The organism is Methylocystis sp. Se48 (assembly GCF_056269425.1).
Map to the genome: position 1 here is coordinate 2,149,749 of NZ_CM149850.1, position 25,213 is coordinate 2,174,961.

General features: G+C 65.8%; 26 protein-coding genes. 15 read left to right on the top strand and 11 right to left on the bottom strand.

Annotated elements, in window-relative coordinates:
• Positions 1-29 precede the first annotated feature (29 nt).
• On the bottom strand, positions 30-809 hold the full coding sequence (locus ACV959_RS10610) for a tetratricopeptide repeat protein (RefSeq protein WP_475736575.1): 780 nt from the start codon (positions 807-809) through the stop codon (positions 30-32).
• Between the two features lie 205 nt (positions 810-1,014).
• Between ACV959_RS10610 and ftsH the strand changes: the two genes are divergently transcribed.
• The gene (gene ftsH / locus ACV959_RS10615; protein ID WP_475736576.1) at positions 1,015-2,877 is read left to right on the top strand and encodes an ATP-dependent zinc metalloprotease FtsH; all 1,863 of its coding nucleotides are present in this window, start codon (positions 1,015-1,017) and stop codon (positions 2,875-2,877) included.
• Between the two features lie 70 nt (positions 2,878-2,947).
• Positions 2,948-3,298, top strand: a complete 351-nt coding sequence (locus tag ACV959_RS10620) for a DUF3147 family protein (RefSeq protein ID WP_475736577.1) — start codon at positions 2,948-2,950, stop codon at positions 3,296-3,298.
• On the opposite strand, the gene ACV959_RS10625 is transcribed toward ACV959_RS10620, so the two are convergent.
• Entirely contained in the window at positions 3,200-4,372 is a 1,173-nt protein-coding gene (locus tag ACV959_RS10625) for a hypothetical protein (protein WP_475736578.1), read from the bottom strand. The two genes, ACV959_RS10620 and ACV959_RS10625, sit on opposite strands and share 99 nt — an antisense overlap.
• A 34-nt stretch (positions 4,373-4,406) precedes the next feature.
• Entirely contained in the window at positions 4,407-4,865 is a 459-nt protein-coding gene (locus ACV959_RS10630; RefSeq protein WP_475736579.1) for a YbhB/YbcL family Raf kinase inhibitor-like protein, read from the bottom strand.
• Positions 4,866-5,053: 188 nt separating this feature from the next.
• Between ACV959_RS10630 and ACV959_RS10635 the strand changes: the two genes are divergently transcribed.
• Entirely contained in the window at positions 5,054-5,761 is a 708-nt protein-coding gene (locus tag ACV959_RS10635; protein ID WP_475736580.1) for a hypothetical protein, read from the top strand.
• Here the strand turns inward: ACV959_RS10635 and ACV959_RS10640 are convergent, their stop codons facing one another.
• From ACV959_RS10640 to ACV959_RS10660, 5 genes are all read right to left on the bottom strand, one after another.
• Entirely contained in the window at positions 5,762-6,919 is a 1,158-nt protein-coding gene (locus ACV959_RS10640) for a glutathionylspermidine synthase family protein (protein WP_475736581.1), read from the bottom strand.
• Positions 6,919-7,287: a hypothetical protein gene (locus ACV959_RS10645; protein WP_475736582.1), complete on the bottom strand. Its 369-nt coding sequence runs from the start codon at positions 7,285-7,287 to the stop codon at positions 6,919-6,921. The genes ACV959_RS10640 and ACV959_RS10645 overlap by 1 nt, the downstream gene beginning before the upstream one ends.
• A 4-nt stretch (positions 7,288-7,291) precedes the next feature.
• Complete coding sequence (locus ACV959_RS10650; RefSeq protein WP_475736583.1) at positions 7,292-7,696, bottom strand: DUF350 domain-containing protein; 405 nt, start codon at positions 7,694-7,696, stop codon at positions 7,292-7,294.
• Positions 7,697-7,766: 70 nt separating this feature from the next.
• On the bottom strand, positions 7,767-8,888 hold the full coding sequence (locus ACV959_RS10655) for a transglycosylase SLT domain-containing protein (protein ID WP_475736584.1): 1,122 nt from the start codon (positions 8,886-8,888) through the stop codon (positions 7,767-7,769).
• Between the two features lie 142 nt (positions 8,889-9,030).
• Complete coding sequence (locus ACV959_RS10660) at positions 9,031-9,531, bottom strand: outer membrane protein assembly factor BamE (protein WP_475736585.1); 501 nt, start codon at positions 9,529-9,531, stop codon at positions 9,031-9,033.
• Between the two features lie 204 nt (positions 9,532-9,735).
• Between ACV959_RS10660 and ACV959_RS10665 the strand changes: the two genes are divergently transcribed.
• From ACV959_RS10665 to ACV959_RS10705, 9 genes are all read left to right on the top strand, one after another.
• Complete coding sequence (locus ACV959_RS10665; protein ID WP_475736586.1) at positions 9,736-10,317, top strand: YceD family protein; 582 nt, start codon at positions 9,736-9,738, stop codon at positions 10,315-10,317.
• Positions 10,318-10,478: 161 nt separating this feature from the next.
• Complete coding sequence (gene plsX, locus ACV959_RS10670; protein WP_475736587.1) at positions 10,479-11,555, top strand: phosphate acyltransferase PlsX; 1,077 nt, start codon at positions 10,479-10,481, stop codon at positions 11,553-11,555.
• Complete coding sequence (locus ACV959_RS10675; RefSeq protein WP_475736588.1) at positions 11,552-12,541, top strand: beta-ketoacyl-ACP synthase III; 990 nt, start codon at positions 11,552-11,554, stop codon at positions 12,539-12,541. Before plsX ends, ACV959_RS10675 begins: the two co-directional genes overlap by 4 nt.
• A 257-nt stretch (positions 12,542-12,798) precedes the next feature.
• On the top strand, positions 12,799-13,212 hold the full coding sequence (locus tag ACV959_RS10680) for an integration host factor subunit alpha (protein ID WP_475736589.1): 414 nt from the start codon (positions 12,799-12,801) through the stop codon (positions 13,210-13,212).
• Between the two features lie 64 nt (positions 13,213-13,276).
• Positions 13,277-14,665, top strand: a complete 1,389-nt coding sequence (radA, locus tag ACV959_RS10685; protein WP_475736590.1) for a DNA repair protein RadA — start codon at positions 13,277-13,279, stop codon at positions 14,663-14,665.
• A gap of 208 nt (positions 14,666-14,873) precedes the next feature.
• The gene (locus ACV959_RS10690; RefSeq protein WP_475736591.1) at positions 14,874-15,482 is read left to right on the top strand and encodes a CvpA family protein; all 609 of its coding nucleotides are present in this window, start codon (positions 14,874-14,876) and stop codon (positions 15,480-15,482) included.
• A gap of 105 nt (positions 15,483-15,587) precedes the next feature.
• Complete coding sequence (gene purF / locus ACV959_RS10695; protein ID WP_475736592.1) at positions 15,588-17,081, top strand: amidophosphoribosyltransferase; 1,494 nt, start codon at positions 15,588-15,590, stop codon at positions 17,079-17,081.
• 55 nt (positions 17,082-17,136) lie between these two features.
• Positions 17,137-17,604 (top strand): Uma2 family endonuclease, encoded by a 468-nt coding sequence (locus tag ACV959_RS10700; protein ID WP_475736593.1) that lies wholly within the window; start codon positions 17,137-17,139, stop codon positions 17,602-17,604.
• 13 nt (positions 17,605-17,617) lie between these two features.
• Positions 17,618-18,349, top strand: a complete 732-nt coding sequence (locus ACV959_RS10705) for an SDR family NAD(P)-dependent oxidoreductase (RefSeq protein ID WP_475736594.1) — start codon at positions 17,618-17,620, stop codon at positions 18,347-18,349.
• Between the two features lie 36 nt (positions 18,350-18,385).
• Here ACV959_RS10705 and ACV959_RS10710 read toward each other — a convergent pair whose 3' ends face one another.
• Positions 18,386-18,964 (bottom strand): DUF992 domain-containing protein, encoded by a 579-nt coding sequence (locus ACV959_RS10710; protein WP_475736595.1) that lies wholly within the window; start codon positions 18,962-18,964, stop codon positions 18,386-18,388.
• 301 nt (positions 18,965-19,265) lie between these two features.
• Here ACV959_RS10710 and ACV959_RS10715 point away from each other — a divergent pair, with 301 nt between their 5' ends.
• Positions 19,266-20,108: an EcsC family protein gene (locus ACV959_RS10715; RefSeq protein WP_475736596.1), complete on the top strand. Its 843-nt coding sequence runs from the start codon at positions 19,266-19,268 to the stop codon at positions 20,106-20,108.
• Here the strand turns inward: ACV959_RS10715 and ACV959_RS10720 are convergent, their stop codons facing one another.
• Both ACV959_RS10720 and ACV959_RS10725 read right to left on the bottom strand, forming a co-directional pair.
• A complete protein-coding gene (locus ACV959_RS10720) occupies positions 20,109-21,323 on the bottom strand; it encodes an alginate O-acetyltransferase AlgX-related protein (protein ID WP_475736597.1) in 1,215 nt (404 codons plus the stop codon).
• Positions 21,324-21,327: 4 nt separating this feature from the next.
• A complete protein-coding gene (locus ACV959_RS10725; RefSeq protein ID WP_475736598.1) occupies positions 21,328-22,752 on the bottom strand; it encodes an MBOAT family O-acyltransferase in 1,425 nt (474 codons plus the stop codon).
• Between the two features lie 161 nt (positions 22,753-22,913).
• On the opposite strand from ACV959_RS10725, the gene ACV959_RS10730 reads away from it, so the two are divergent.
• Positions 22,914-23,876 (top strand): hypothetical protein, encoded by a 963-nt coding sequence (locus ACV959_RS10730; RefSeq protein ID WP_475736599.1) that lies wholly within the window; start codon positions 22,914-22,916, stop codon positions 23,874-23,876.
• Positions 23,877-23,926: 50 nt separating this feature from the next.
• Positions 23,927-25,189 carry a tyrosine--tRNA ligase gene (tyrS, locus tag ACV959_RS10735; protein ID WP_475736600.1) on the top strand — a complete coding sequence of 421 codons (1,263 nt, stop codon included), beginning with the start codon at positions 23,927-23,929 and terminating at the stop codon, positions 25,187-25,189.
• Positions 25,190-25,213: the final 24 nt, after the last annotated feature.

Consider the following 25,213-nt stretch of genomic DNA (forward strand, 5'->3'; position numbering starts at 1 on the left):
GGCAAATGCACATATCGCGGCGCGCCGCGCTATTTGGCGGGCGTCGCCTCGAGCGGCGCCGTTCCCGCCGGCGTCGCTCCGCCGGACTCCGGCTCGATCACGGGGACGACGTCGATCTTGCCGCCGTCCGTTCCGCCGCCCGCCGCCGCGCCGGCCGCAGGTTTCGGGCCGCGCTTGGCGTGCAGCAGGCCCTTATAGGCGGAAGCGCGCTGGCGCATGGATTGCGGCGCGTCGCCGTTGTTGAGCACCTGCTCGAACACGCGCTCCGCTTCGTCGAAGTCGTCGTTGAACAGCGCATCGAGGCCGTTCCACTCCTGCGCCGAGAAACGGAAGGCCCCGTCCGACGTCATCAACGGGCCGAGCGCGCGCTCGAGCTTCTGGCGGTCGTCGCCCTCGAGCACCATGAGCGCCGCGCGCAACAGCGCGATCTGCTGGGTCAGCTTGTCGACGTTGGGGTCTTCGCCGATGGCGTTGAGCTCCTCCAGCGCTTTCGCCGGGTCAGGCCGCGCTTCGGCGGCGCGGATGCGGGCGAGCCCCGCATAGCCCTTTGGGCCAGTTCTAGCGATCTCGTCGAAGGCGGCGGCGGCCTCGGCATTCTTGCCCTCCTCGGCCAGCGCGACGGCGGCGATGAACTGGGCGTTCGCCGCTTCGGCGGCTTTCTGCCGCTTGTCCTGATAATAGCTCCAGGCCCCGGTCGCGGCCACGATCAGAAAGGCGAGGACGAAAATCGGCGTCTGATAACGGCGCCAGAATTCGGCGGCCTTGTCCCGACGGACGTCCTCGTCGACCTCATGGAAAATGTCCGACATCTCTCGCGCGACCCTTTAAGGTTTCCAGCCCGGATTTTCTTGTCCCCTTGGGGGAGGCGTTCCGGTTAGCACAGCCAGGCGGGAAAGGCGAGCGAGCGCCCCGCCCCGGCGGCAAAGCGGCGCACGGCTCGGGACTTGTGGTCCGAGGGCTTTATTTTTCAAGTCGAAGGGCGTTTAACCCTCGTCGAGGATTCGAGGAACGGACATGGACAAGCCAGTCGCCAAGCGAGAGTGGCGTTTCGACGTCGGCTATTTTCTGCTCGCCATGATCGCCATTCTGGTTCTCCACCAATTCTGGGAAACGCACAGCCAGACGGAGGTCGTGCCCTATAGCGAGTTCACTCATCTGTTGCGCGAGGACAAGGTCGAGGAAGTGACGGTCGGCGAGAAAGCGATTCGCGCGAAGCTTAAAGAGCCCCTCCGTGACGGCCGCAAGGAAATCTTCACGGTGCGCGTCGATCCCGAATTCGCGCAGGAGCTGGAATCCGCGAAGGTCAAATATTCCGGCGCCGTCGAAAACACCTGGATCGCCACCCTCCTGTCCTGGGTTTTGCCGATCGCCTTCTTTTTCTTCCTGTGGAGCCTGCTCTCGCGCCGGATCGGGGAAGGACTGGGCTCGGTCATGTCCGTCGGCCAGAGCCGCGCGAAAATCTTCATGGAGACGGACATCAAGGTGGGTTTCGCCGACGTCGCCGGCGTCGACGAAGCCAAGGAGGAGCTTCAGGAGATCGTCGCCTTCCTGAAAGATCCCGCGACCTACGGCCGTCTCGGCGCCCGCATCCCCAAGGGCATTCTCCTCGTCGGCCCGCCGGGCACCGGCAAGACGCTGCTCGCGCGCGCGGTCGCGGGCGAGGCGGCCGTGCCTTTCTTTTCCATCAATGGCTCCGAATTCGTCGAGATGTTCGTCGGCGTCGGCGCCTCGCGCGTGCGCGACCTCTTCGCCCAGGCGCGCGCGGCGAAGCCCTGCATCATCTTCATCGACGAGCTCGACTCGCTCGGCCGCGCCCGCGGCTTTCCGGGCCTCGGCGGCGGCGGCCACGACGAGAAGGAGCAGACGCTCAACCAGCTCCTGAGCGAACTCGACGGCTTCGATCCCATGGTCGGAATCGTGCTGCTCGCCGCGACGAACCGCCCCGAGGTGCTCGACCCCGCCCTGCTGCGCGCCGGCCGCTTCGACCGGCAGATTTCGGTCGACCGGCCGGACAAGAACGGGCGGGCGGCGATCCTGAAGGTGCATCTCGCCAAGATCAAGCTCGCGGCGGACGTCGACCCCGCGCAAATCGCCGCCCTGACGCCCGGCTTCACCGGCGCCGACCTCGCGAATCTCGTCAACGAGGCGGCGACGCTCGCGACGCGGCGGAGCGCGCAATCTGTCTCGATCGACGATTTCACCGCCGCGGTCGAACGCGTCATCGCGGGGCCGGAGAAGCGCAAGCGCCTGCTCAATCCGCATGAGCGGGCCATCGTCGCCCATCACGAAATGGGCCACGCCATCGTCGCCATGGCGCTGCCGCACGCCGACCCGATCAAGAAAGTGTCGATCATTCCGAGAGGGATCGGCGCGCTCGGCTATACGATGCAGATGCCCGCGGAAGACCGTTATCTCATGACGCGCTCCGAACTGCTCGACCGAATGACGGTGCTGCTCGGCGGCAGGGCCGCGGAGGTTCTCGTGTTTCAGGAAGCGACGACCGGCGCCGCGGACGACTTGCAGCGCGCGACGGAGATGGCGCGAGCCATGGTCACCCGCTATGGCATGGAGCCCGAGATCGGACAGGCGAGCCTCTCGGCCGAGCGCAGCCGCTATCTCGACATGGACGGGTTGACGGCCCTGCGCTCCGAGATCAGCGACGACACCACGGCGAAAATCGACGCCGCGATCGAGAAACTGATTGGAAGCGCCTTCGAACGGGCGACGGCGATATTGAAAAATTGCGCCGCCATCCACCGGCAGTCATCCCAGCAACTGCTGGAGCGCGAGACCTTCACGGAGGCGGAACTGGCGCCGATCGGCGTCGCGGTTCGCCAATGCGTCGACGGTTCCCCAAAGCTCGAGGGCGCAGCCTGAGCCGGCGCCCCGAAAATTCCAAAACCTTACCCGCCCCGACTCCCTCCGGATGGGGATATGAGGGTTCTGCATGATCTACTACGTGGTAAAAGTTCTCGTTTCAGCCATGGTCATCGTCGCCGTCTCCGAGATCGCGAAGCGGTCGACCGGATTCGCGGCCTTCGTAGCGTCGCTGCCGCTGACGTCTCTCCTCGCCTTCGTCTGGATGCGGATCGAGGGAACCGAGGCGGAGAAGATCGGAGAACTCTCCGGCCAGATTTTCTGGCTGATCATCCCCTCGCTCGCGCTCTTCCCGCTGCTGCCGTGCCTCATCAGGAACGGCTTAGGCTTCTGGACCAGCCTCGGCGCGTCGGTCGTCGCGACGGCGGGAGCCTATTCCCTGATGCTGCCGCTCCTGCGCCGCTTTGGCGTCTTCCTCTAAAGGGGCGCCGGCGATGCGCCGGTATTCAGCGTCGACCGCCTCGCGCAGCTCCCGCCAGACCGGATCGATCCGCACGTCAGATCCCCAGTTGTAGACAGCCTTCGCGACTTCGGCGATGGTCTCGTTGATGGGCTCGCTCCCGCCCTCCTCCAGTTCGTCCGAGAAAAGCCGGGGCGGCGCAGCGGCGCGCCAGGCGTCCCAATGTTCGTTCGAGTAGGGCGAGACGCCGCGGCGGGCGGCCAGAAGTTGCGGCGTGAAGGCCGCGAAACGGCGATGCAGCGGGCCGTCCGGCGGCTCGGCCGCATAGGCGTCGCGGACGACGAAATAGCGCAGATGCTGGAGTTCATGCGCAAGACAGCAACCAAGCCGAGCGTCGCTCATATGCGGATCGTAATAGATCGTCACACGACCATCCGGGGTCGCCTCGCCTTCCGAATCGAAACTCTGGCCAAGGAAATGAAACGGCTTCTTCTCCGGGCTCAGGGCCACGGCCGCAGGATCATGGCCGAAGTCGCGCGCAAGCGCGCGAAGCGTCTCCTGCTTTCTCAAAAAGTCCGGCGAGCGTGAAACGTCGTCTTCAGCGGAAGGCGGCGACGATTTTGGCGGCGCGCGATGCGTGGAGTCTTCGTCATGGGTGATCAGCCAATCGAAGTCGGGGTAGCCGTCCGCAACATTCTCCCACCAGCGCCGACCGTCCTTCTGGAGGGGCGACAGATCGTTGACCCGCACGCGGGGAAAGACGCCCGGCTGCGTCCGCAGCCCGTCGAGCGCTGCGGCGACCATCTTGCGGCCCAGGCCGCGCTCGAGGGAATTGATCTGCTCGAAGATGAGAGACGGCGGATCGTAGCGGCGAGCGAGCAGCAGGGCCACGCCCGAGGCTTCCGTTCCGTCGGGGGTGGTGATGAGCTTCGGCGAGGTCGAGGCCCTGATTTCGCAAAACCCCCATCCGTAGGCCCTCGCCTCGACATGGAGCCCGAGGGCGCGCAGATTGCCGCAGATCGCCCCCGCGATCTCGCGCGTCGCCGGATCGCTCTCGTCGCGCCGCCCGCGTCGCAGAAAATCCCAAAAGCCCATCCAACTCGCCCTCCGACCGCGTCGCACGGCGCGCTCAGCGATGATACAGTCCCGTCAGCCTCGCCTCGCCGAGCACATGCTTCATCGCCTCGGCCTCGACCTCCTTGCAGCTCGGATGCGTGCGAATCGGCAGTTCCTCGCAGCCGAGCGCCAGCAGCCGGAAACGGTAGCGATGCGTTCCGTGTCCGTGCGGCGGACAGGGGCCATTGTAGCCCAGTTCGCCGAAATCGTTGACCCCATGTCGGAAATCCTCGAACCCCTCGGGGCGTCCCGCCGCCTCGACGAGTCCGGTGTGGTGGGCGGGAATGTCGTAGCAGGCCCAGTGATGGAATACGCCGCGCGGGGCGTCGGGATCGTCCACCAGGAGCGCGAAACTCTTTGTTTCCCTCGGGACGCCGGCCCATTGCAACGCGGGCGACAGGTCTTCGCCGTCGCAGGTAAAATGCCGCGGGATCGTCCCGCCGTCGACAAACGCCTCGCAAGTCAGTCGCATGACCCGTCCTCTCGCAAAATCCCAGCCCTCCTAACACCCGTAGATAGCGCCGCGCTGGACTGTGGCTGCGCTCCGCGGCAATCGGCGCCCCACGCAGGCCCTTCCCCGGGCGATGCGTTTTTCATAGTCTCTGCCTATGGATTTGCGCACTTCCCAAACGAATCGACAGGGGCGAGGAGAACCGCCGGATGAGCCGCGCGCAATTGATCTGGAACATACTGGTCGGGCTGGTCTCCGGTCCGATTCTGTCAGCGCTGGTCTTTCTGATCCCGCTGGGGGTGCTGATCGGCATATCCACAGCCCTCGATCCATCGCTCGCCATCGGCGAATATGAATATGCGCCCGAGGAGGATCTGTTCCTCCCATGGCTCATTCTGGCGGCGTTGATCTCGGCCGCCAATGTGCGCCTGGCGATCATCATGTCCAAGGACCGCAATATCGGGCGGATCTTCGAAGTCGTGACGGACCGCTACCTCGACGACCCCAGCGGCGCGGAAAATATCCACGGCCACCGCGGCAAGCGGTTCGCCGAAGAGTTCATCCGCTATCTCGGCGAGCGGGAGGGGGACGAGGTGGCGGCCGGCGACCCGGTCGGAGAGGACTATGGCTGGGGTTTCTGGATCGGCGAGAAGGGCTATTCGCCGCTTTGGGTCGCCATCGCCCACGCCGGACCGGCGGAAGGGAATGAAAAGATGGAGGAATATGTCCTCGCCGTGACGCTGGAGCCCCCTGTCCTGCCCTGGCGGCGCCTCCGCTACACTCCGGATTTCGCCTTGCGGGACCGGATCGAAAGACACCTCGAGGATTTCTTGAAGAGCAACAAACTGGCGTATACGCGCGAGGCCGAGGACTGGGTCGATCCCGAACCCAAGACCCAGCCGGCCGCGCGCTTCTGATCAGCCGACGATGGCGTGCGGCGTGAAACGCGAGCGGTTCGACGTCACGGGCGAGGAGTCCTCGCGGATGCCCACGCCCGCCGGCGCGCCGCCCACGAGCCAGGAGCCAACGACCGGATAGCGTCCGTCGAAACAGGGCAGCAGGCGCAGCGCCTGCCGGACATGGCCCTCCGCGCCATAGTCGCCGGGCGCGCTCGCGACGGCGCGGCCGTCCTGCACCAACAGGACATTCGCGCCCTCGCGCGAGTAGATCGGCTTTTTCGCGTAAGTCTGGCCGAGAGAGCCCGCGCGCGGGTCGTCCGCGAAATAACATTCCAGCAGATTGGGATGGCCCGGCGCCATTTCCCACAAGAGCGCCAGCATTCCCTTGTTGGAGAGCACGGCCTTCCAGGGGGGCTCCAGAAAGCGCGTTGCGCGCATCGCGGGCGTGAAGCTGAATTCGTCGGCGAACATCCACTCCCAGGGATAGAGCTTGAAGAGCGTCCCGATCGGCCGCAGGTCGCGGTCGCAGAAGGTCGTCCCCTTCAGGCCGATATCCTGCATGTCGAGCAGCGCCGCAGCGCAGCCCGCCTGACTTGCGCAATCGGCAAGATAGGCGATCGTCCCGAAATCCTCGACGCTCGAGCTCATTGCGCCGAAGTGCACGAAGCTTTTCGGCGCGATGTCGCCCCACCGCGCGATGAGCTTTTCGTGAAGCGCATTGAACTGGTCGGCGTCCTTCGGCAATTCCCCGCTGTCGACGAGTTGCTCCAGCCAGTGCCATTGCACGACGGCCGACTCGAAAAGGCTCGTCGGCGTGTCGGCGTTGTATTCGAGAAGCTTGGGCGGGCTGCGCCCGTCATAGGCGAAGTCGAAGCGCCCGTAGAGCGACGGATCGCGCCGCCGCCAGCTTTCTGCGATGAGGCTGCGCGCATGTTTCGGAACGCGCAGCCGGTCCATCATTGCTTCGCTGTCGACGACGCGGCCGACCAGTTCAAGACACATTGCGTCGAGTTCGCGAGTCGCCGCCTCGATGTCGTCCTCGATCTCCCGGAGCGTGAACACGTAACGCGCGCTCTCGTCCCAATAGGCCTCGCCGTCGATGTAAGCGTAGGCGAAACCGATCTCCTCGAAATGCGGCTCGACGTTCGGGCGCGGCGCGGAGGCTTCGCGTTTCATCAGCCGCCGCCGAAGTGAAAGCCGCCCGCGTGGCCGAAGCCGCCGAACAATACGCCATGGGTCGACCCGGAGCCGCCGCCCCAATGCCAGCCGCCGCTGCTGGATCGGCGATAAGAGGAGCCGCTGCTGCTGTGCCTGCAGATCAACTCCTCGGGATTTGCGGGATCGGGATCGCAGTTCAATTTCTTGTCGAGCCAGTCGATGACCTCGTAGGCGCCCAGCGACAGCGCGCCCATCAAGGCGAGCGAAATCGCCAGCGACCGCTTCTGCCCTGAGATGAACGGCTCATGAGGCGGTTTGGGCCTGTGCGTCACGACCGGCGGCGGCGCGCGCTTGCCGAAGGTCTTCGGCTTCCCCTCCTCGGTCATGACGTCACGGACTCATGCAGGCGGCGCTGAGGAGCCCCGCGGAAATCGAGACCGCCGCGACCCAGATCGCCGCGCCGAGAGCGTTCTCCTCGATCGCCCGGGAAAGGCCGGGATGCGCGAGCCGCGCGAGGCCATAGGCGACGATCTGCGTCAGCAGCGCGACGAAGCCCCAGGTCGCGAATTCCGGGATAGAGCCGGTGTGGTGGATCGCGCCCGCGAGCGCGATGGCGAAACCCAGCAGGCTCCCGCCGAAGGCGATGGCGGCGGAGGCGTTTTGCTCCTCGACGATCAGGCTGAACTCGTCATGGCGCGTCACGCGCGTGTAGATCAGGCAAAAGGCGGCGCTAAAGCCGATAGCGCCGGCGAAATAGACGGCAAAGGCCAAAAGTCCGCTGAAAAAATCCGGCACGGAATCCTCTCTTTCCGAGTCGGACGCAATTGTAGCACAACGGCGCGCGCCAGTTGCCGCCCGGCTCGCGTCATTCCGAATAGGCCAAGGCGCCGGCGGGAAGCTTGGCGGCTACGTCCTCGTAGCGGCTGGTCCGCTTGTCCATCATGGATTCGAACGCGTCGTGAACCTCCGCGACGGTCCGCTCCTTGAGCTTGCGGCCCTGCGCCTCATAGAAGATCGGACGGTTGGCCCGCGCGGGCTTGGGCAGCAGGGCGGCGGCCGATATCTGGGGCGTTTCGACCATCGCCTTCATGAAGCGCTCTGTGTCGTCCGGCCCGAGGAAGTGGATCAGGTAGGTCTCTCCGGGCGTAAGCGCGCGGCCGATCTTTTCGGCGATTCGGGCGCTGTCCTTTTTCAGCATTTCGGCCGCGAGCGCGGCGGAAAGATAGGGGTCGTTGCGCAAGCCGAGGATTTTCGCGCGCGTTTGCGGCGCGACGCTCGCGATGGCGTCCTGCCCGCTGGCGATCGCCCTGGCCTCCTCGACGCGGCCGTAGCGGTGGCCAAAGTCCTTCACCGCCTTGAACCAGGTTTTCTCCACGAATTGGAACAGGCCGGAGGCCGACGACGTCTTCGCCTTGGCGGTGGAGGAGAAATTCGATTCCTTGTCCGCAATCGCCATCAGCAGCGCCGGATCCATGTCCGTCTTGGCGGCGGCCTGGACGACGCGCTCGACGATCGACTGCTGGACCTTCACCGGGCCGAAGCGCATGACTCCCGGCGCATCGGCCGCGTCCCTGCCGTCCGCCAGACGATGCGACCAGGTGAGCGCGGCCTGCTCGAGAGAGAAATCGCTGTCGAGCGCGGAGTCCGCCTCGCCGCGCGCGAGTTGCACAAGGACGCTCGCCGGCGCCCGCGTGCGCGCGATGCGGCTCACACGCTCGGATCTCGGCGACTCGTCGCGTTTGACGGAGAAGGATACGGCTGCGAGCGCCGACAGGATCGCGCCAACACAAAGCGCTCTGAACGCGACATGAGAGCAGCTGTGGGCGCAAAGGAGCGACAGGCGGTCCCGCAGACCCGGCTTGTGCGCAAACTCCGTGGCAGGCGTCGAAAAATCCGTCATTCCTCGCGAAAGCTCCCTCTCTCCGCAAAGCGGCTTGAGCGGGAGTCTAACGCGGCGGCGCGGCGAAAGAGCGACGCCGGGCGTCACGTCCGCGCCACAATCCCCACCCGGCGGAACGCAAAGGACTGCCCGGAAAAACGGCGGGGCGCGGCCATGGCGGCGCGGGGCGCCGATCCGCCGTCACATTTGCGCCATGAAACAGACAGCGAACGCGGGATCGCTTTCGAAATCAGAGCGAGATTTTCGAGAGCAGGCTCTGCAGCAGGTGATATTCCGGCCCGGCGACCGGCGTCGTGCGCGAGAGGAAGTCGACCGGCTTGCCGTCCTCCATGCCGTAATCGGCGACGCGCGTGACCTTCTTGGACTTGTCGAAATACACGGCGACGACGTGCTGGTCCGTAATCTGCTGGGGCATGAAGGCGAGGGAGCGTTCGACGCGCTGGCTGACGTAGTACCAGGCGTCGCCGCCGACCGTGGAGGTCGTGGAAGGCGTGCCGAGCGCCTGCATGACCTGAGGCGCCGCCATGCCCGGCTTCACCTGCGCCAGCCTGCGCTGGTCGATCACAGCGCCGCGGTTGATGACCCCCTCGTAGCCGAGACAGCCGGACAGCGTCAGCGCGACCCCGCATGCCGCGACGAGCCGCAACGCGCCGGCGGCCGCCATATTTCCCGATTGAATGCGCAAGCCCCGCCCCGCCATATAGAACTCCGCCAAACTGGATGTCGCCATTTTTCTCCCGGCGCGAGCGCGCCGCGAGGATCGTAAAGCCGTGTGGCTTGCCTATCCTTCGATTGCAGCGAATGCAAGCCGCTCCCGCAGAGGTTCAGGGCAATGCCGGCGGCCTCTCGCCGGGGGGCTTTCGCTGGAGCTGGCCGCGGGCCACATGTAATTAGACAAAAGATTTTCGACACGCCGAGACGCGGGAGGCCGTCCATGACCGGCAACAGAGTTCATCAAAATCCCCCGCCCCTGTCGCGCCCGCTTTCGCTCGCGGAGACGCCGCCAGAAGGGCTGGAAATCGAAATTGTCGCGACGGAGGCCGAGCGCGCCGCGCTGGCGGAACTCAATGGGCTGCCGGCGATCATGTCGTTCGGGGCGAAGCTGCGTGCGCGGCGCTGGCGCGGCGATGGTCTCGATGTCGAGGGCGAGTTGCGCGCCCGCATCCGCCAGACCTGCGTGCTCACTCTGGAGGAGTTCGACTCGGAGATCGTCGAGCCGATCGAGATGCGTTTCGCGCCCCCGCGGGAGGCGCCCCGCGTGTCCCGACGGCGCGGGGAAGAGGAGCCCGTCGCCGTCGAACACGACGCGCTCGGCGAGGATCCGCCCGACCCGCTGATCGGCGGCGTCGTCGATCTTGGCGCGGTCTCATCCGAATTCCTGACCCTCGCCCTCGACCCCTACCCGCGAAAGCCCGGCGCGGAATTCGTGGAGCCGGCGCCCGAGACGGCGTGGGCCACGGCGTCTCCCTTCGCCCGGCTCCGGGCCGCCGGCGGCGAACCGCCGAAGGACGCGTAGCGTAAATCATGGCCGGACGATGCGACGATGCTGGCGCCTCAAGGCACTTGCGCCGTCGCCCGCCAAATGGCAATCAGCGCCCGTCTGCAAGCAGATAAGGGCCGGCGGGGCGCGAAAGCCCGAACGAAACGAAACCGGCGGTCGGGGGGAAGACGGATAAGATGGCGCAGGAAGTTCGGATCGCGGTCGACGCGATGGGCGGCGATTTCGGCCCGTCCGTGACGATCCCCGGCTGCGCCGCCGCTCTCGACCGCAGGCCGCAGAGCCGTTTCCTGCTCGTCGGCGACGAAAAAGCCATCCAGGCGGAACTCGCCAAAGCGCCGCGCCTCGCCGAGCGCGCCGAAGTGCGCCATTCGGACGTCGCGATCCGCATGGACGACAAGCCGAGCCAGGCCCTGCGCTACGGGCGCCGCGTGTCCTCCATGTGGATGGCGATCGAGGCCGTCAAGAAAGGCGAGGCCGACGCCGCCGTCTCCGCCGGCAACACCGGCGCGCTCATGGCCATGGCGAAGATTTGCCTGCGGACGATGGCCCGCGTCGACCGGCCGGCGCTCGCCTGCCTGTGGCCAACGCTGCGCGGCCAGTCCGTCGTTCTCGACGTCGGCGCCTCCATGGGCGCCAACGCCAGCCACCTCGTCGATCTCGCCATCATGGGGTCGGCCATGGCGCGCATCATTCTCGGGATCGAGCGCCCCACGGTCGGGCTGCTCAACGTCGGCACGGAAGAAATCAAGGGCGTCGAGGAAGTGAAGGCCGCCGCGGCCATCCTTCGCGAGTCCAATCTGCCGGGGCTGGAATACGCCGGCTTCGTCGAGGGCGACGGCATCGGCGCAGGCGCCGCCGACGTCGTCGTGACCGAAGGCTTCACCGGCAACATCACGCTCAAGACCGCGGAAGGCACGGCGAAGCAGATCGCCGCCTATCTCAGGGCCGCCATGAGCGGCTCCCTCCTCGCGAGGCTCGGCTATCTCCTTGCCCGCGGCGCCTTCGCGGAGCTCAAGGGCAAGATGGACACACGCGCGATCAACGGCGGCGTGTTCCTCGGCCTCGAGGGGGTCGTCATCAAGAGCCACGGCGGCGCAGACTCGGTCGGCTTCGCCCGCGCGGTCGAGATCGGCTACGAGATGGCCAGCAGCGATCTGCTCAACCGTATCCGCGACACGGTCGCGCTGGCGCATCAGCTGGAAAGTCGCAGCGCCGTCTCTCCCTCGAACCCGCCCCAGGAAGCCGCTCAGTGACGACGGAACATCCTCTTTTTCGCTCCGTCGTTCTCGGCGTCGGCTCGTATCTCCCCGCAAAGACCCTCACCAACGACGACATGGCGAAGATCGTCGACACGACCGACGAGTGGATCTTTCAGCGCACGGGCATCAAGGAACGGCACATCGCCGCGGAAGGCGAGACGACCTCCATGCTGGGTGAGAAGGCGGCCCGCGCCGCGCTTGCGAACGCCGGCCTCGTTCCCGACGACATCGACCTCATCATCGTCGGCACGTCGACGCCCGACTGGACCTTCCCCTCCACGGCCACGCAAATTCAGGCGGCGCTCGGCGTTTCGCACGGCGTCGCGTTCGATCTACAGGCGGTCTGCTCGGGCTTCGTCTTCGCCGTCGCCACGGCCGACAAATTCCTTCGTTCGGGCTCGCACAAGCGCGCGCTGGTGATCGGCGCCGAGACATTTTCGCGCATCATCGACTGGGAAGACCGCACGACCTGCGTTCTGTTTGGCGACGGCGCCGGCGCGATGGTGCTCGAGGCGCGGCCTTCGACCGGCGGCATGGACGAGCGCGGCGTATTGACCACGCATCTTCGGTCGGACGGACGCCATCGCGCCAAGCTCCATGTCGACGGCGGCCCCTCGGCGACTCAGACGGTCGGCCATCTGCGGATGGAAGGAAAGGAAGTCTTCAAATTCGCGGTCGGCAAGGTGACGGACGTCGTCGTCGACGCCTTCGCCGCCGCCGGGATCACGCCTGAACAGCTCGACTGGTTCGTGCCGCATCAGGCCAATCGCCGTATTATAGACATGTCGGCGCAGAAGCTCGGCATCGCGCCCGAAAAGGTCGTGGCGACGGTGCATCTGCACGGCAACACCTCCGCCGCGAGCGTCCCGCTCGCGCTCTCCGTGGCGGTCGCCGACGGCCGCATCAAGCGAGGCGATCTCGTGATGCTGGAGGCCGTGGGCGGCGGCTTTACCTGGGGCTCGGCGTTAATTCGGTGGTAAGCCAAAGAAAACAATACTGTTTTTATTTATCGCTACTATTTGTCGCGATATTTTATACAACCTGAGCTTGATTTCCTCCGCCAATTCTGAAAAATTCCGAAAAAGAATGGGCAAGCTGACGTCTGCGGCGGTGAATTTGTCGCTTGTGCGCTACCAGTGATTGAAAACCAGCGGATTGCCCACGCTTCGCGTGCGCATGGCGCGGACATTTGGCCCTGCCGCAAAACGTTTTTTGTTGAGAATACGCAAGGCGAAACATGACGGCGGAGGAAAGGCGCGTTGGATCGGCGGGCGGCGGCATTCACGTCAGCGGAGGCGCATCGAGAACCCTCACGCGCGCGGACCTCGCCGACGCAGTGCATAAAAAAATGAACTTTGGCCGCGCGGAGTCGGCCAAAATGGTCGAGATGGTGTTGGAGGAAATTTTCAACTCCATCGTCAACCGCGAAGATGTGAAGCTTTCGTCGTTCGGGGCTTTTCAGGTTCGGGCGAAACGCGAAAGGGTCGGACGCAATCCGAAGACAGGGCAGGACGCAAAGATCAGCGCCCGCCTCGTCGTGACATTCAAGCCCTCGAACATCCTCCGCGATCGGGTCAACAACGGCTTCGACGGCGAACTGCGAGGGGATGGCGCCGACCATCGATACGAAGACGACGACGAGGACGATTGAGCCGAACGGCGGGCCGGGAAACCCGCCTCTTGACAAGACTTCGCGCGGCGTGCGCCAACCGCGCATGGCCAAATCCCGTCCCCAGTTCGTCTGCCAGAATTGCGGCGCCGTCGCGTCGCGCTGGCAGGGCCGCTGCGAATCCTGCGGCGAATGGAACACCATCGTCGAGGAAACCGACCCTGGGCCGGCGGCGGTCCGGGTCATGCGCGGACGGCCCTTCGAACTCGAGGGCCTCGCCGGCTCCGACCGGCCTGCCGCGCGCATCGTCACCGGCATGGACGAATTCGACCGCGTGACCGGCGGCGGTTTCGTGCCGGGCTCGGTCCTTCTGCTCGGCGGAGAGCCCGGCATCGGGAAATCCACCCTGCTCATTCAGGCTTGCGCCGCGCTGGCCCGCCTGGGCGCGCGCGTCATCTACATATCCGGCGAGGAAGCCGTGGCGCAGGTCCGGCTGCGCGCCGCGCGCCTCGATCTCGCCGACGCGCCGGTGGAGCTTGCCTCCGCGACGCAGGTCGAGGACATCCTCGCCACCTGCGCGACGGGCAAACGCGCCGCGCTGATCGTCATCGACTCCATACAGACGATGCACACCGAACTCGCGCCCTCGGCGCCGGGCACGGTGACGCAAGTGCGGGCAAGCGCGCAGGCGCTGCTGCGCTACGCCAAGACCACCGGCTCGACCATCATCCTCGTCGGCCACGTCACCAAGGAAGGCCAGGTCGCGGGCCCGCGCGTCGTCGAGCACATGGTCGACGCCGTGCTCTCTTTCGAGGGCGACGCGGCGCATCATTTCCGCATGCTGCGCGCCTCCAAGAACCGCTTCGGCGCAACCGGCGAGATCGGCGTCTTCGAGATGACCGGCCGCGGGCTCGCGGAGGTCGCCAATCCTTCCGCCCTCTTCCTCGCGGGCCGTGACGCGACCGCTCCCGGCGCGGCGGTGTTCGCCGGCATGGAAGGCCAGCGCCCCATGCTGATCGAGATTCAGGCGCTCGTTGCGCCGACTTCGCTCGGCACGCCGCGGCGCGCCGTCGTCGGTTTCGATCAGAACCGGCTGTCCATGATCCTCGCCGTTCTGGAGGCGCATGGCGGCTTGAAGCTCGGCATGCACGACGTCTATCTCAACGTGGCGGGCGGGATGCGCGCCGACGAGCCCGCAGGCGACCTCGCGGCCGCGGCGGCGCTCGTGTCGTCGCTAACCGGCGCCGTGCTGCCGGCCGATCAGGCCTTCTTCGGCGAGATCGGGCTTTCGGGCGCCATTCGCCCCGTAATTCACGCGGGCATGCGTCTGCGCGAGGCGGCCAAGCTGGGGTTTCATCAAGCCGTGCTCGCCCAGGGTCAGCAGATCAACGACGACGACCGGCGCGCCGGACTGATCCTGCGGCCCTGCGCCGACGTCGCCCAACTCGTCGCGGCGATCGCGCAAAACGCCCCGCGGACCCGCGCCCGCGCCTAAAAATATGGTCAATTATGCTTTCCGCCGACAGCGGAGTTGCGCTAGAAGCTTCCCGTCGCAACCGCCGGGGCGATCGCCCTGCCGCATTCGATGGCCGAGAGCCGAAGCGTTTTCGAGGCGGAATGCTGCGACTGGCGCGCGCGCGGCGCGCTGGCTGTAAAGCGTTCCACGGAATTTCGGGCGTCAGGGCGAAAAAAAGAGGACAGCGATGCCGTCATACCTCGATTTGGCAGTCATTACGATCGTTCTGGTCTCCGGCATGCTGGCCCTCCTGCGCGGCTTCACCCGCGAAGTGCTGGCGATAGCCTCCTGGGTGGCCGCCGCCGTCGCGGCCTATTACTTCCACCCGATGGCGATGCCTTACGTGAAGCCCTACATATCAAAGGAAGAGCTCGCGCTGGCGGCGTCGGTCGCGGCGGTGTTCTTCGTTTCGCTCGTTTTGGTGTCGATCGTCACGGTGAAACTGTCGGACATCATCCTCGATTCCAAGATCGGCGCGCTGGACCGTTCGCTCGGATTTGTCTTCGGCGCGTTGCGCGGGGCGTTGCTCGCGGTGGTCGCCTTCGTTTTCTACGGCTGGCTGGTTCCCGACGCCAACCAGCCGGAATGGGTTCGCAACGCGCGCGCCAAACCTCTCTTGCAGGCGGGCGGCGAGAAGCTGCGCGAATTGCTGCCCGACGACATCGACAGCATCGTCGCCAAGATTAAGGCGAAGAAAGCCGGCGCGCCGGGCGAAGAAGCGCCGCCGGCCGAATCCGATGCCGAAAAGGCGCCGGCGGAGACGCCGCCGGAGGGCGAGAAGACGGACGCCCAGTAAGACGGTGAGATCGGGGAGCGGCGCTTGCCGGCGCTCCCCGCGGGTGGCAAAGACGATGCTGCCGGCGTGGCGCGTCACGCCGATGTCCGCACGGGAGATCCTGAAATGACCGAGTCGGCGCAACACGACCATTTCATTCCCGGCCAGATCGAAGAGACCGACGATCTCGACGGAGACCGGCTCAGGGAATATTGCGGCGTCTTCGGCGTCTTCGACCTGCCCGACGCCGCCGCGATCACCGCGCTCGGCCTGCACGCGCTCCAGCACCGCGGCCAGGAGGCCGCCGGCATCGTCTCCTACGAGGCCGGAAGATTCCATGGCGAGCGGCGCCTCGGCCTCGTCGGCGACCACTTCTCCAAGGAAAGCACCATCAAGCGCTTGCCTGGCTCGGCCGCGATCGGCCATGTGCGCTACGCCACGACGGGCGAAACCATGCTGCGCAACGTGCAGCCCCTTTTCGCCGAACTGAACACAGGCGGCTTCGCTGTTGCACACAACGGCAATTTGACCAACGCCCTGGCGCTTCGCCGGGAGCTGATCATGGAAGGCTCGATCTTCCAGTCGACCTCCGACACGGAGGTGCTTCTCCATCTCGTCGCCCGCAGCCGCCGCGCCCGCGTCGTTGACCGTTTCATCGAGGCGCTGCGCCGGCTCGAAGGCGCTTATTCGCTCGTCGTTCTCTCGGACGAACTCCTGATCGGCGCGCGCGATCCGCTCGGCATCCGTCCGCTCGTGCTCGGCGAACTCGACGGAAAATACATCATCGCCTCCGAGACCTGCGCGCTCGACATCATCGGCGCGCGTTTCGTCCGCGACATCGAGAATGGCGAGATCGTCGTAATTTCAAAGGATGGCCTTGAGAGCATAATGCCCTTCCCGGCGCAGGCGCCGCGTCCCTGCATCTTCGAATATATTTATTTCGCGCGCCCCGATTCGATCGTCCACGGGCGTCCGGTTTACAAGGTTCGCAAAGCCATGGGCCGTGAACTCGCGCGCGAGCAAATCATCGACGCGGACGTCGTCGTGCCGGTGCCCGACTCCGGCGTGCCCGCCGCGCTCGGCTATTCGCAACAGTCGGGCATTCCCTTCGAACTCGGCATCATCCGCAACCATTACGTCGGCCGCACCTTCATCCAGCCGACGCAGTCGGTGCGCGAAATCGGCGTGCGCATGAAGCACAGCGCCAACCGCTGCGTGGTCGAAGGCAAGCGCGTCATTCTGATCGACGACTCGATCGTGCGCGGCACGACATCCGTGAAGATCGTGCAGATGATGCGCGACGCAGGCGCGACGGAAGTGCACTTCCTCATTTCCTCGCCGCCGATCACCCATCCCGACTACTACGGCATCGACACGCCGCAGAAGGAAAAGCTGCTCGCCGCGACACATTCGCTCGAGCAGATGCGCGCCTATGTCGGCGCGGACTCCCTCGCCTTTCTGTCCGTCGACGGGATCTATCGCGCGATGGGCTATGCGGGCCGCGACAACGCCCGTCCGCAATTCACCGACCACTGTTTCACCGGCGACTATCCGACCTCCCTCACGGACCTCGCGGAAGAAAACCGCGCGCAGTTGTCGCTGCTGGCCGAAGCAAGTTGAAAACGGCGCCTGGCCAGGATCGCGTACCGCGGCCCGGTTTGTGGTATGGAGCGTCATGTCCGAGCGCGCCGCAAAAAGAATGAACGCCGCCGAGTTTCTGGGCGGGGTGGACACTCAGCCGAAGGGAAGCTTCGAACCGCTGCGCGGCGAAGTCGTCGCGATGGCGCTGGAACGGGCGGAGCACGGGGGGGTGAAGGCGAGGGTATGGCGCGCACTCGCTGACGCTATCGCGCGCGCGGGGCTCCCCTGCGAAGCCTTCGTGGACAGCCTCGGCGTCGCCGTCGACGAGTTCACCGTCTATCAGCCTGACGTTCTCGTAAATTGCGGCGAGGCGTTTTTTGGCGATTCTCTTGTAGCGCCCTCGCCCGTCGTGACCGTAGCGGTCATCTCGCCGTCCTCGCGCCGCCTGATCCTTCATTATTGTCGCGAGGGCGAGCGACTCGCCGTGTCCCTGCTGCGAGAGGGGACGATCTCGCTCGATCCGCCGGGTCTCTCCATCGGACTGGCCCACATCTTCCCCTAAGACCGGAGCGCCTTTGACCTCCCCCCGCATCGCCCTCGTCACCGGCGCCTCGCGCGGCATTGGCCGCGCCATCGCCCTCGAACTCGCGCGCGACGGCGCGCATGTCGTCGCGATGGCGCGCACGCAGGGGGCGCTGGAAGAACTGGACGACGAGATCCGGACCCTCGGCGGTCAGGCGACGCTCGTCCCCTGCGACGTCACCGACTTCGACGCAATCGACCGTCTCGGCGCGGCGATTTTCGAGCGCTGGGGCAAGCTCGACGCCTTTGTCGGCAATGCAGGCGCGCTGGGGCCGCTGTCGCCGCTTGCGCATGTGGACGTGAAGGACTGGAACCGCGTCATGGCGGTTAACGTCACCGCCAATTGGCGGCTGATCCGCTCCCTCGACCCTCTGCTGCGCGCCTCCGGCGCCGGCCGCGTGGCTTTCATCACCTCCAGCGCGGCTTACAAGGCGACGCCGTTCTGGGGCCCCTACGCGGTCTCCAAGGCGGCGCTCGAAACGCTGGCTCGCACCTATGCGAACGAGGTCCGCGGCGACGGCGTGACCGTCATGATCGCCAATCCGGGACGAATGCGCACGCGCATGCGCGCCCAAGCCATGCCGGGCGAAAACCCGATGACGCTGCCGGCGCCCGAGGATTTCGCAAAAAAATGCCTTCCGCTGCTCAGGCCGGAGTGGCGCGAGAGCGGAAGGCTCTATGACTTTCCCGCCGACCGGCTGATGGATTTTCACCGGCCGGCCTGACGCTCGCGCGGGGCCGGGCCTCGCGCGGCGTTATCATCAGTGGTGGTGGTGATGGCCATGCGGATGCGTGTGCCACTTTCCGCCATGCCTGTGACGATGGCTGTGGCCGTGCGGCGCCGGCGGGGGCGGCGGCGGAACGTAGGTCAGCGTCATGCTCTCGACGCCGGCGTTCCAGCCCAGACCCGATCCGGCCTGCACATTGAACGGCTGCAGCGAGAAGGTGTTGTCGGAGCCGCCGACGAGCATGGCGCCGCCGCCGCCCACGCCGACCTTGGCCGAAACGCCCGGGCCGACATAGTTGCCCGCCAGCGCGCCGGGGCCGACGTGACCCGTCGCCGCGATGACGCCCCAGGCCAGTTCGCCTTCCCCGTTGATCGTTATATTCGGGCCGACCTTCGTCAGCGTGCCCGTGTAATGGGCGGGACCGGCGCCCTCGGCGTCATCGTTGTAGACGCAGTCGATCTGCTGATTCTCGACGAGCACGCTGATGCCGTTGCCGAGCAGCTTGCACTGCAGCGTGCCGATGCGATCAGCGGCCGAAGCGGCGGCGGGCGCCAACAGCGCGAGAGCGCAAGCGCCCGCGAGCGCGCGCGAGAGATTGAAACGGGTGGACATAAGAAGACTCCTCCTCTTTCTTCGCTTCGGGCTTTGCCGCCCCTTGTCTTGCAATCGCAAAACTGAACGATTTGCGACGCATAGAACAAGTATATGACATCCGTCCGGATCGCCACAGTAGCTATACCGGCGCCGCCCGTGCGCGCGTGCGTCGTCGCACAGGACGGCCCTCAGTTAAAGACAGCGCCGATTTCCCTTTCTGTAAAAGCTTGCAAAAAGCGGTCGAGCGGACGATTTTCAGTTAATGAGGCGTTCCCTGCGCTTCTATGCGACGCAAGGACGCGGCGACGGACGTGACCAGATGAGCGCCAAGCTTCCGGTTTTGTACGAGCCAGACCTTTCGGCGGCGGATCTGGAGGCGCTCGCGGCGGCGGTCGCGGCGCTCGAGCGCCAGAGCTTCGCCGGACGAATCGCGTCTCTCGCGGGACGCGACGCCGGCTTCGTCGCATTCACGCTGCCCCCGCATGTTCAGGCCGTCGCCTCCGCCGCGGCGCAGAAGGCGCTGTCGGCCGCGCTCAAAGTGGCGTTGAAGAGTCTGGAGGGCGAGCCGCGCGGCGACTCGGCGCGCTACCATCGCCGCCTCGCCGCCGTCGCGGGCGGCCTTGGCGGCGCCGCTGGCCTCGCCAGCCTGCCGATCGAACTCCCTGTCTCGACGACGATCATGCTGCGCTCGATCGCTGACATTGCGCGCAACGAGGGAGAGAACATCGCGAATCCCGAGACGGGCCTCGCCTGTCTCGAGGTTTTCGCGTTCGGCGGCCATGCTGGCGACAGTCTGATCGAAGGCGGCTATCTCGCTGTGCGCAGCCTGCTCGCGAAATCGGTCAGCGATGCGGCGCGCTATGTTGCGGCGCGCGGCCTTGCGCAGGGGAACGCGCCGGCGCTCGTTCGCCTCATCAGCCAGCTCGCCGCGCGATTTGGCGTCGTCGTGTCGCAGAAAGCCGCCGCGCAGGCGGTTCCGGTCGTCGGCGCCGTCGCCGGCGCGGCGATCAACGTCGCCTTCACCGAACATTTCCAGACGCTCGCCCGCGGGCATTTCACTGTGCGGCGTCTGGAGCGGGTCTACGATCCCGCGCTCGTCCGCCGCCACTATGCGCGGATCGCCCGCGCGGAAGGCTATTGGGAAGCGCCGGGCGCCGCCTGATCATTTGCGCGCGGCGGCCAGAAGATCGTGGTTCTGGCCCATATTGGCGATGACCGATTCATTCTCTTCCAGCAGCACGACGTCGGCCTGCGCGAGGCTGCTCTCGAAATCCGCGACCGACTCGAAACCGTGCTCCCGCAACTGCGCGCCGCCGCCCTGATTGTCGACCAGAAATCTTTTCCGGCCATATTCCCCGGGCGCCTTGCGGACATAGTGCCAGTAATCCGCCTGTGCGGCGCAAGGCGACGCCTCGACGAGATTGGCAATCACCTCGACAAGAAAGCTGCCGCCGACCGCCAGAAGCCTCGGCGCCTTCGCGCAGACGCCGAGGCTGCGGCCCTGAATGGACGCTGTCGGATATTTGGCGTCCGGCCAAACGAGATTGAGCAGGTTCAGCAGATCGCGATCCGTGCCCAGGGCCTCCGGCGCCTCGCGCCAGTCGAAATCATAGCGCGGGATCGGCGACGCCTTGCCGTCCGCGTTCAGCGTCCGCGTCAGTTCACGCGTGGAAATCGCCGAGCCGAGATAATTCCAGTGCGTGCCGCCGCGCGGGAAGAGATCGATCGGATAATCCGGCATCGCAGCGGTCGTCAGCGACGCGCCGTCGACGAAAGCGACGCCGCGGGCTTCGAGCGCCTGCCGATACGCCGCAAGCTTCTCCGTGGTTCCTTTTGCGAGGGACGCGCAATAGAGGCGCTCGGGCAGATAATGGCTGTAGCGCGCGGCCTTGGAGGGCGAGATCAAATAAACGAAGCGCTTGCCCTTCGCTTCCACCAGAGTCTGGGTCTCGCGAACGCCATCCGCCCAAGCCGCGACGGCGACGGGATCCGGTTGCGCGCCGCGACCGCAGAACTCATCGACGTAAAAGCTTTCGAACAGCTCGCGCTCTTTGCCGACGACAATGTTGGGCGCGCCGGATTCGTGGAAAACCGAATAGAGGAACTGGTTCTTTGCGCGGACCGCCAGCGGAAAAACCGGAAGCGATTGGCCGAGACTGGTCGAAACGGCTCTTTGCAAGTCGCCCGACAAAAAGGCGTCGACGGTCCAGGATGGCGGCTTGGGAGCGGGAACGCCCCAGAGCGGCGTGGCGCTACGCACGCGCAGCTTCGGCCACGCGCGCTCGACGGCGAGGTTCCAGACCGTGATGGCGAACAGGACGCCGATTAATCCGGCGCAGGCGAAGATCGGCAAGCGGGCGAGGGAAACGCGCGTCATCGGCCTAGAACCGGAAATAGATGAAAGGTTTGAAGGGATCGGCGACGCCCTTGGCCAGCGCCGCGACGAAAAGCAGCGCCAGCGCGCCATTCGCCGCCAGCGCATAGCGCCGCCGCAGGGCGCTCCAGTCGAAGCCCGGCGCGTCCGCGCCAATGCGCTGAGCCACGCACACGCCCGCTGCGACGATCGCCATGGCCACATATTCCGAAGGCGCCGAGAAGGGCGCGACGCCCTGCGCCCATGGCCGCGCCATCAGCGAAAGCAGGGCGCCGGCCTGTTCCAGCGACGTGGCGCGAAAGAGCGTCCACCCGACCATGACGATGAGCATGGTGACGATATTCGCGAGCCAGTCCGGGAGGCGCCTCAGACGATCGACGAGAAAGAGCCGGTCGAGCACGAGAAACACGCCGTTGTAGGCGCCCCAGAAGATGTAAGTCCACGCCGCGCCGTGCCAAACGCCCGAGGCGAGGAAGCAGACCCACAGATTGACGTAGGTGCGCGCTTCGCCCTTCCGGTTCCCGCCGAGCGGAAAGTAGAGATATTCCCGAATCCAGCTCGTCAGCGACATGTGCCAACGCCGCCAGAAATCGGTGATGCTCGTGGCGATGTAGGGCATGTCGAAATTTTCGAGCAGGCGAAAGCCGAACATGCGCGCGAGACCGATCGCCATGTCAGAGTAGCCCGAGAAATCGAAATAGATTTGCAGCGTGAAGAAGATCACGCCGGCCCAGGCGTCGCCGGAGCCGAGCGTTGCGACGTCGCGCGCGAAGACGGCGTCGGCGCCGCTGGCCATGACGTCGGCGACCAGCAGCTTTTTCACGACCCCAAGCATGAAGCGCGACAAACCGTTCACGAAGTCGTCGACGTCCGCGTGGGGGCAGGTTTCGAACTGGCTCGCGATGTCGTGATATTTGATGATCGGTCCCGCCAGAAGCTTCGGGAAGAAGAATACGTAGAGCCCATAGAGCAGCGGCCGCCGCGCCGGCGCCGTTATCCCGCGATAGACGTCGACGAGATAGGTGATCTTCTCGAAGACGATGAAACTCACGCCGATCGGCAAGGCGATCTCGGGAATGCCGATCCCCGGCAGAGTGAGCGCGCGCAGCAGCGCGTCGAGATTGAACGCGAGGAACCCCGTGTATTTGTAATAGACGAGGATCGCGAGATTGGCGACGACCCCGACCGCAAGCCAGCGCCGCGGCCGCCCGTCGCCCGCCGCCGCGCGCGCGATCCGTTGGGCGACGAGAAGATCGAGCGCGATCGACGCGAAAACCACGAGAACGAAGACGGGTTCGCTCCAGCCGTAAAAGACGACGCTGGCGAGAAGCAGGACGAAGACGCGACGCCGACGGTCGGCTCCGAAGAAAAGATAGAGAAGATAGACCGCCGGCGCGAAGAGAAACAGGAACAGCGGTTCGTAGAAAAGCATGAGATTTCCAGCTTATGGCGGCGACTGTCTACCAAGCCCCGCCGCGAGCGGCAAGGTTGCGTTCACCCCATCGCGAAAAAGCTCAGCTTTTGATTGCAAACGATGTAGGATGCGTCCCATTCGAACCGGCGTCTTATTGAATCGATTTCATGGAGATCGAATTGGGTAGGCTCGCGTTCATCGCCGTTTTGTTGATTTCGCTCACGCCCTTCGCCATCGCCGCCCCCGCGACGCCCTCGAACGCGATCGTCCCGGTCAAGGCGGTCATGCCCGCCCTGCTCCAGCCTCGCATCGAGACGCCGGATTGCCGTCCGCCGCATACGATCCGCTGGCCGGCGCCCTCGCAGTTCGGTCTTTGGGGAACGGAATTTCTGGCGACGCTGCCTGCCTTTCTCGCCATGCAGACGCTGGCGACGCTGGGCTTCCTCTCCGCGGCGGCCGGCCTAGGCGGACTCGTGACGCGGCGCGGGTGGAGCCCGTGCGTGGCCCGAAAAGCGTTGAGCGCCTTGCTGTTCGCGACGCCTTTCGCGGTCGCCGGCCAGATCGGCCCCACGCCCAATCCATCGCATGAACTGGCGAGCTTCGCGTCATTGCTCGCGGTCCTATGCCTATTCGCTCTGCCGGCGTTCGCGGCCTCGCCCTTGTTTCGAACGACGTTCAGGGCGGTCATCCGCCCGGAAGACGACCCCGACGCCGTCAAATGGTTCGTCGCCGGATATGCGGCGGGGGAGCTCCTGCTGATTCTCATGGCTTTCTGGGCCATCCCGCGCCATTCCGCCTACTTCGCCGTCGCATTTGCGTCGATCACGGCCGGAGATCTTCTCGCCGGGCTCGTCGGACGCAATCTCGGACGGCTCAGCTATCGCACCCGCGCCCTTTTCTCCCGGCGGAACTACACCCGCACGCTGGAAGGAAGCGCCTGCGTCGCGGCGACGGCCGCATTCTGTCTTGTCGCCATGGAACCGGAGCTGCCGCCGCAACAGTTCTGGCTGGCGCTCCTGCTGCTGCCGGCGGCGCTCGCCCTAGCCGAAGCCAAGGCGCCGCACCGGTGGGACGAGCCCGCGATGCTCGCCGCCGCCCTGGCGACATCCGTGGCGATCGTGCGCCTGGCGAACGGCTGCTGAGCGCCGCCTAACCTTGCGCGCCCGGCCGCGAGCCCCTATCACCCTCCCCCATGGCCGACGACTTCTCCCCCAAATCCGACTTCCTGCGCGTGCTCATGGAGCGCGGCTTCGTCCACCAGTGCTCGGACTTTCCCGGCCTCGACGAAAAGGCCGCGGCGGGCGGCCTCGCCGCCTATATCGGCTTCGACTGCACGGCGCCGTCGCTCCACGTCGGCTCGCTCCTGCCGATCATGATGCTCGCGTGGCTGCAACGCACAGGCGGGAAGCCCTTGCCGCTGATGGGCGGCGGCACGACGCGCGTCGGCGATCCTTCCGGCAAGGACGAGAGCCGCAAACTGCTGACAATCGAGCAGATCGATTCGAACAAGGCCTCGATCCGGCGCGTCTTCGAGCGCTTCCTGACCTTCGGCGACGGCCCGACCGACGCCCTGATGCTCGACAATGCCGAGTGGCTCGCCCCTCTCAACTACATCGAATTTCTGCGCGAGGTCGGCCGGCACTTTTCAGTCAACCGCATGTTGACGATGGACTCGGTGAAGTTGCGGCTCGAACGCGAGCACGAATTGTCCTTCATCGAGTTCAACTATATGTGTCTCCAGGCCTATGACTTCGTCGAGATCAGCCGCCGCCACGGCGCGCTGTTGCAGATGGGCGGCTCCGACCAATGGGGCAATATCATCACGGGTCTCGACCTCGGCCGCCGCATGGGAACGCCGCAGCTCTACGCCCTGACCTCGCCGCTCCTGACGACGTCCTCGGGCGCCAAGATGGGCAAGACGGCGGCCGGCGCCGTGTGGCTCAACGCCGACATGCTGTCGCCCTATGACTACTGGCAATACTGGCGGAACACGGAAGACGCCGACGTCGCGCGCTTCCTGAAGCTCTTCACCTTCCTGCCCATGGACGACATCGCCCGCCTCGCCGCGCTCGAAGGCGCCGAGATCAACGAAGCGAAGAAGACGCTGGCGACAGAGGCGACCGCGCTAATCCACGGCCGCGAGGCGGCCGAACAGGCGGCGGAAACCGCGCGCGCGACCTTCGAGGAAGGCGCGCTCGGCCTTTCGCTGCCTCGGGTCGCCGTGTCTGCGGAAGAAATCGCGGCGGGCCTCGGCGTGCTTTCAGCGTTCGTCAAGGCCGGCCTCGTCGCGTCGACGGGCGAGGCCCGCCGTCAGATCAAGGGCGGCGGCCTGCGCGTCAACGACGCGGTGGTGACGGACGAACGCGGCGCACTGTCCGAGAAGGACTTTGAGAAGGACGGCGTCGCGAAACTCTCGCTCGGCAAAAAGAAGCACGTGTTGCTGGAGCGCGCTTGAAGCGCGCCGAAGCAATCGAACCCT